Raw genomic sequence first — 6,054 nt, 5'->3', positions numbered from 1 at the left:
TTTTCTAATTGATTAGCATAAGTTTTACACAAATTATAATCTACCCGTTTATCAAAAGCTTGCATCCGAGAAACTTGCATTTCAATAATCACTATTGAATTGTCAGATAATGTAGCTCGAATATCTAAATAACTATCTTTTAAAGATTCTACTTGACCAGGATTATAAGGATTTTGAATTGTTAAGGATTGGATGATATTTTTACCATCATAAATAATGGCATTCAGAAAACTGATAAGTATTTGTTGAGATTGATTAGAGCCAAATATTTTTTTAAAGGCATAATCAATTTTAGGACTGATAAATTTCATAAGGATTTAGCAAGAAGTAATCGCAATATTATAGTAATATTGTAACTGAAAATTTCAGTGAATAAAAATCAAGTCATGCATTCATGCATTCAGACTTTAGAGGTTTGAAACCTCGACTTTGACGTTTTAAAGGCCAAATGAAACGTTTCAAACCTCAACCTAACTGATATAGCGCTACGGATTAAGGTGAGGACATTTCTAAATCCTGTTTGCCCAGCATGACCTAGGAAAATCCTTTGAAATTCTACTATTCCCTATTCCCTAGTGCTATAACTGAATTTACCTAAAAATTAAGGTACAAAGCCTCTCAATTTCTTATAAAGAAGAGGTAATTATTAATTATTAATTATTAATTATTAATTATTAATTATTTAAAGGTTCTCCAACCAACTCAATAAATCTGCTAGACTATTAAAATCAAAAAGTGCCTTAACTAAACTTTCTAAATTTTCACTCTTTAACTTAGAAATCCGATCGGTAATATCTCGATCAACCTCTCCAAAACGTTGATTAATTAAAGACATTACTATTTTTAATTCCCCTATGTTTATTCCTTCTGCTCTACCTTCTTCTTTCGCATAATTTATTTTCCCTCTCTCATCTTGCAACATCATCGCTCGTCTATCAAATTCCTCTAATTCTTCCTTACTATAATTAGCTCGATTAGCAATATTTAGAGCCCGTTCAATTTCTGGCACTTCCCCTAAAGATTCGGGAATTATATCCAAACTAGCAGTTTCTTTTAAAAAGAAAATCCACTTATCTATTAAATTCTCTAAATCCTCTAATTTTTTCTGAAATTTTGGCAATTCGACAAATATTAACTTTAAATTTTCCCCGATATAAGCAACATTTTTTTTCTCCTCTTTAAACACAAATCTATTGATGGCTTCGGGAAGTTCATCAAACATCTTAAAATCAGTAATTGTCACAGCTATTACTGGATTTAGCAGAAAATAAAGTTCACCTTTTTCTAATTGATTAGCATAAGTTTTACACAAATTATAATCTACCCGTTTATCAAAAGCTTGCATCCGAGAAACTTGCATTTCAATAATCACTATTGAATTGTCAGATAATGTAGCTCGAATATCTAAATAACTATCTTTTAAAGATTCTACTTGACCGGGATTATAGGGATTGTTAATTGTTAAAGATTGGATGATATTTTCACCATCATAAATAATGGCATTCAGAAAACTGATAAGTATTTGTTGAGATTGATTAGAACCAAATATTTTTTTAAAGGCATAATCAACTTTAGGACTGATAAATTTCATAAGGATTTAGCAAGAAGTAATCGCAATATTATAGTAATATTCTAACTGAAAATTTCAGTGAATAACAATTGTATTATATCAGACGATATAAAACTTAGGCAATTTAACCTCTGTAAATAATATTATTCTCATTCCTTAGTCTTTTATGTCTACAGAAGCAAAAAACTTCAACCAAAATGCAGTTATGATCGGTGGAGGTCTTACTTTCTGATAATATGCTCCTTAGATTTCATAGCTCGATTAACCAACGCCGAGTTGAAATAGCTAATTCCATACTTTTAACTGTCCTCAATATTTTTAATTGCTGCTTCTAACTTTCCCCAATCTTTAACAATAATTGTTCCTCCTCTTTTATAAATAACAACTCCCTTAAGTTTTTTAAAGAGACGTACGCATTCTTCATAAGTAATACCGATACTGCGAGCAATTTGATAATAAGGCAGTTGCAGATTTAAAAGCTCCCCTTCTGCTACAGAATGAGTCCCGTCGCGATCGCCATAATATTTAATTAATTTTACTAAACGGACTATTGCTCGCTCCGATATCAAACCGTGTACCATATTGTGGAGTTGTTGTAATCTTTGGTTAAAGACTTCTAGTATTTTTAAACTAATTTCTGGAGATTGGGAAATTACCTGCAATAAAGCTTCGCGCTCAATAGTCAATACTTGCGACTCTACTTGACATATTACTGTCGCAGGGGAAATACCGTTACCAAAAATAGCTGGTGCAGCAAAAAGTTCTCCTGGAGGAATCGAGCGTATTACCGTTTCTTTAGCATTAGCTGCCGTCTTTTTAATTTCTAATCTTCCCGTAATTAAAGCATGAAGTTGTTGCAATATCTGGTCGCCTTCGTGCATTACTATTTCATTTCGCTGATATACTCGAACATAACTAAAAGGAATTAGACTTTCTAATTGCGTTCTCTCCAAATCTTGAAAAATCGAAACTTTTTTTAATTGAGAGATAGATGAGCAAGGTTTAATAATCATTAGAAAAGAGGGAGTAGATCATTTCAGTTATCAGTTATCACTTATCAGTACCTCAGTTACGCAAAGAAACCGGGTTTTTAAGATACATCGTTGTTTTTAACAATTAACATTGAGGAAAAAAGCCGATTTCTGGGTTCGCATGACCTTAGTCCTGCTTCTGTTGAATACCTATAATATAGTATACTAAGTTATAAAAATCCTAAATTGGTTGTGAAAATTTTTATAACAGTTAATTTTAAAGGTTTTCCGTTAAAATTTTGACTCCTAACTCCTAACTCCTAACTCCTGAGTCCTAGCAAAATATTGCTACAGAATTTCCTTCACAAAACTTTACCTCTAAATATGAGCTACCTCAAAGACGAGACTAAAACTTAATGTCATAGTAAAAATATCGAGTTTGGATAGGACTTATGACAACTAATATCAATTTTGCTACCGCACCAGGTCATCAAGTTTTAGCAGCAGCAGGAAAAAAGATTTTACGTCCAGGAGGAAAGAGCGCAACCGAACAACTGTTTACTTGGGCTAATTTCCAACCAGAAGAAACGGTATTAGAGTTAGCAGCAAGCTTTGGTGAAAGTGCCATTCAAATAGCCAAAAGATTTAATGTCCGTGTGGTAGGAGTAGAGAAAAACCCAGATAGTGTAGCAAGAGCTAGGGAAAACATTCAGGCGGCGGGATTATCAGATCGAGTAACGATTGTTGAAGGGGATATTTTCCACTTAGAACAAATTACAGACAAATTTGATTATGTTTTGGCAGAAGCGATCCTTACAATGCAATCAAATACAGGAAAAGCCAAAGTATTATCAACAATTAAAGACCATCTCAAACCAGGCGGTAAGTTCCTTTCCCATGAATTATTAATCCGTGACAAAAAATCAGAAGTGCATAAAAATCTATCTCAGTCTATTAAAGTTAATGCTAATCCTTTAACTGCCTCAGAATGGTTAATCGCTTGTCAAGATGCTGGTTTAACTTTAGAGCAACAGCAAACAGGAGCGATGAGATTACTTAATTTTGGTCAGATAGTACGAGATGAAGGGTTATTTAGAACATTCAAAATTTTCTGGAATGTTTTCACTAATCCTAATTTAGGTCAAAGATTCTCAGAAATGCGCCGTAATTTTCAAAAATATCGTCACGATATCGGTTATATCGTTTTTTGGGCAAAAGGAACTTCATTAATGGATAATGGATAATGGATAATTATATTAATTCCGTTTAATTGCACATACAATAATCGCATCTACAGGGTTTGAGGATAGTCTAGGCAGTTGAGGTAAGGATTCTTGACACGCTCTAGAAATAAGTGGTTAAGTATTTTCTACTGTACAGGTGATTTGCGAATCACCCCTACGACTACTAACTAAATTGATAGTGAGGTTATTTAACCGGATTTGATATTACCTCATTACTGAAACCAATACATATTGAATTATAAATAGGAGTCAACAAATTATGAACAGCACAAGCGAAACAGTTAATAATTCTTTTGCTACTACTTTGCAAGATTTAATTGAATACCCTAGCAGTGGCATTCTTAGTAAAGTTGTAGTTAAAGATAATAACAGTCAATACAGCTTATTGTGTTTGGCAGCAGGTACAAAAATTGACGAACACACCTCGACTCGTAACGCCCTAGTAACTGTAGTTGAAGGTACAGGAAATCTCAATTTAGAAGGAAAGGATATTGCTCTCGCCCCTGGGGTAATTGTCTTTATGGCAGCAAATGCACCCCATGCAGTGACAGCGAAAGAAAATCTAGCATTCACTTTAGCTCTTTCCGAACATCTTCCAGCTAAAAAGGGAGTTAGTCAGCAAACTATTGATATTGTTAAATCCACTGCCCCTGTCCTCAAAGAACACGGTCAAAAAATTACAACTCGGATGTACGAAATTATGTTTCACGCTTATCCAGAAGTGAAATCACAGTTTGATATGTCCGCCCAAACTAATGGTACTCAACCAGCTAGACTCGCTAACGCAGTTTATAGCTATGCAGCTCATATCGACGATCTTGAAAGATTAAGATCGATGGTAGATAAGATTGCGCATCGTCATGTACAAACCCATGTTTTACCAGAACAGTATCCTATAGTGGGAGAATGTTTATTAAAAGCAATTAAAGATGTCCTGGGAGATGCTGCAACCGCAGAAGTTATGACAGCATGGACTGAAGCTTATCAAGCCTTAGCTGAAGTGTTTATTAATCGAGAACAAGAAATTTATCAAACTACTAAGGTAGCAGATCAAAACTAACTTTAGTTCGCCTCAGATTTTAGGGGGGTGAAAATTCCTACTCCCCTACTCAAAAAAATGTAGAGAAGTTTTTGATAAATGGTATTATAGCTGATAGCTGAATGCTTACTTAAAAACTATGTCTACAGAAACAAAAAACTTAAACCAAAACGCAGTTATTATCGGTGGAGGCCCCGCTGGTTTTGCCACTGCATTAATATTAGCTAAACGTGGTTGGCATCAAATTACAGTATTAGAAAAACGACCTGCTGCAGATTTTTATGAACCTGATAAATCATTCAATTATTTAATTGATGGGCGTGGTCAAAAATTTACCGATCTATTAGGTTTAACTGAAAAGTTAGCAAAAGTTAGCGTTCCTAATACAGAATTTTACCTCACAGAAATTAAGGCTGATGGTAATCGTAAAACATCAAAATTGCCAATCATAGACCCCAACAGAAAAACTGCTTACTGGCTCCAACGTCGAATTTTCTTGCAATTACTTTTTCAAGAAATTGAGGAAAATTGGCAAGATAGGATTACAACTTTATTTAATACAAAATGTCTGGATATTAACAACAAAGATGGAAAATTAACAATTATTGCCCAAGGAGTAAATGACCAAAAAAATTATCAATTTCAGCCAGATTTATTAGTTGGTTGTGATGGAGTTAATTCTTTAGTTAGGCAAACTTTAGATAAGTGGGATAATTCTGGAACAGATAAATTTAAAATGCAGTTTTTTCCCTCTCCAAGTTCTGGTTTGAAATACAAAGTTTTGACTTTACCACCTAACTTTTCCCTAGACAATAATAATTCTGAGCAGGCACTTTGTACGATGGCTTATGCTATTCGTGGAGCATTTACAGATTCTCAACATTCTATATCTCTAGGAATTTTACCTTTTGCCGATCCGAACGAACCAAGAACAGCAAATATTATTAGAAAACCCGAACATGAAATTTGGAAATTACAAGATAGTGAAAAATTGTCTGAGTTTCTTGAAAAAGCTTTTCCACAATTGCCAATCAATGAAATAGTTTTATCAGAAGAAAAAGAGCGTTTTGCTAAAAGTGAGGGTGGATATTTTCCCATAGCTCAATATTGTTCTGGGTTGCATTACTTATTATCAAATACAGATAATTCTAGTGGAATAATTTTATTGGGAGATGCCGTTCATTGTTTTCCTCCAGATATTGGGCAAGGCGTTAACTCGGCATTGGAAGA

At 33.9% G+C, this 6,054-nt stretch carries 6 protein-coding genes; 3 read left to right on the top strand and 3 right to left on the bottom strand.

The window, feature by feature from the left end; all coding sequences use genetic code 11:
- From F6K40_RS07400 to F6K40_RS07390, 3 genes are all read right to left on the bottom strand, one after another.
- Nucleotides 1-311 (bottom strand): Rpn family recombination-promoting nuclease/putative transposase (locus tag F6K40_RS07400; protein WP_293133534.1); only part of this gene is annotated, 311 nt, incomplete at its 3' end.
- 371 nt (nt 312-682) lie between these two features.
- Nucleotides 683-1,591, bottom strand: coding sequence for an Rpn family recombination-promoting nuclease/putative transposase (locus tag F6K40_RS07395; RefSeq protein WP_293133531.1), 909 nt, complete (start codon nt 1,589-1,591; stop codon nt 683-685).
- Nucleotides 1,592-1,869: 278 nt separating this feature from the next.
- The gene (locus tag F6K40_RS07390) at nt 1,870-2,583 is read right to left on the bottom strand and encodes a Crp/Fnr family transcriptional regulator (protein WP_293133529.1); all 714 of its coding nucleotides are present in this window, start codon (nt 2,581-2,583) and stop codon (nt 1,870-1,872) included.
- Between the two features lie 410 nt (nt 2,584-2,993).
- Between F6K40_RS07390 and F6K40_RS07385 the strand changes: the two genes are divergently transcribed.
- The 3 genes from F6K40_RS07385 to F6K40_RS07370 form a co-directional block, all read left to right on the top strand.
- On the top strand, nt 2,994-3,785 hold the full coding sequence (locus tag F6K40_RS07385; RefSeq protein WP_293133526.1) for an SAM-dependent methyltransferase: 792 nt from the start codon (nt 2,994-2,996) through the stop codon (nt 3,783-3,785).
- A 259-nt stretch (nt 3,786-4,044) separates the two neighbouring features.
- Entirely contained in the window at nt 4,045-4,845 is an 801-nt protein-coding gene (locus tag F6K40_RS40685) for a globin domain-containing protein (RefSeq protein ID WP_365670541.1), read from the top strand.
- A gap of 118 nt (nt 4,846-4,963) precedes the next feature.
- The coding region (locus tag F6K40_RS07370; RefSeq protein WP_293133524.1) for an FAD-dependent oxidoreductase at nt 4,964-6,054 on the top strand (1,091 nt) is incomplete at its 3' end.

The sequence above is a fragment of the Okeania sp. SIO3I5 genome, from assembly GCF_010672085.1.
In the GTDB taxonomy this organism is placed as follows: domain Bacteria; phylum Cyanobacteriota; class Cyanobacteriia; order Cyanobacteriales; family Microcoleaceae; genus Trichodesmium.
Note: the sequence above shows the minus strand (reverse complement) of the source record. Positions and strands in the feature narration are given on the sequence as shown.